Source organism: Neisseria sp. P0021.S006 (assembly GCF_051956895.1).
The window spans coordinates 1-998 of sequence record NZ_JBQCWZ010000495.1 but is presented as its reverse complement, the minus strand read 5'-3'; the positions used below and the strand labels follow the sequence as shown (position 1 = coordinate 998).

Annotated in this window: 2 protein-coding genes; both read right to left on the bottom strand. The window is 51.8% G+C overall.

Going from position 1 to position 998, the window contains the following annotated elements:
* Positions 1–455: biotin/lipoyl-binding protein (locus ACTHUM_RS15235; protein ID WP_440403317.1), on the bottom strand; the 455-nt coding region annotated here is incomplete at its 3' end.
* An 88-nt stretch (positions 456–543) separates the two neighbouring features.
* Positions 544–998 (bottom strand): ATP-binding cassette domain-containing protein (locus ACTHUM_RS15230; protein WP_440403316.1); only part of this gene is annotated, 455 nt, incomplete at its 5' end.

Here is a 998-nt window from a genome sequence, read left to right as displayed (position 1 = left end):
GCGGCGATTTCGCGACGGCGAAGCTCGGGACCCACGCTGTCAGGGAAGGAGAGCTTGGTTCCGTAGGCTTCAGCTTTAAGGCGGGCAATAGTGGCTTCGAGGTTTGCGACTTTGGCTTCGCTTTCGCGCAAAACGGCGGAGCTGCGTGTGTCGTCGAGTTTCATCAGAATCTGATCTTTCTCGACCATATCTCCTTCTTTAACCATGATTTCGGTTACGATGCCGGGATCCAGGCTTTGGATTACTTGCTCACGGCTGCTGGGAATGATATTGCCGTTGCCACGGGTAACTTCTTCGACAGGGCTGTTGTAAGCCCAAATAACGAAGACAATCATCAGAATAAAAAACAGGATGATGACAATAAACTGGCCACTGTGTTTTTCTTTTTGCAGGGCGGCGTTGAGGTCGTTGATAAGGTCGAGATCTTTGGATTTGACGTTGTTTTCGCGGCTCATAATCGTGTGTCTTTATTGTGTTTGGTGGATTTTAACCATTAGGGCAGGCTGTTTGAAAGGGCAAGTAGGTTTCAGACGGCCTTTTGCTTTATCGTGCTGCTGATTGAGAGGCAGCAGCAGCTTGTTGCTGTTGTTTGGCGTTGGCTGCTTTGGCCTGTTCGTTTTGCATGAGTTTTTGCAATACGAGGTCACGCGGGCCGTCCATCACGACTTTACCATTATCCATCACAATGATGCGGTTGACGATTTGCAGCACTTGCGGACGGTGGGTCACCAAAAGCATGGTGCGGTTGCGACCCCATTGGGCAATAGCATTGAGCGCCATGCGTTCGGTAGCCTGGTCCAGGCTGGTGGTCGGCTCGTCCAGCAAGACGACTTTCGGGTTGCGCAAGGTCATGCGTGCCAGGGCGATGATTTGTTTTTGACCGCCGGACAAGCCTAAGCCGTCTTCACCCAGAGGCATATCCAAACCACGTGGATGGTTGCGGATGATTTTGTCGAGGCCGAAGCGGTTGAGCGCAGTCAGTAAGTCTTGGTCGGTAG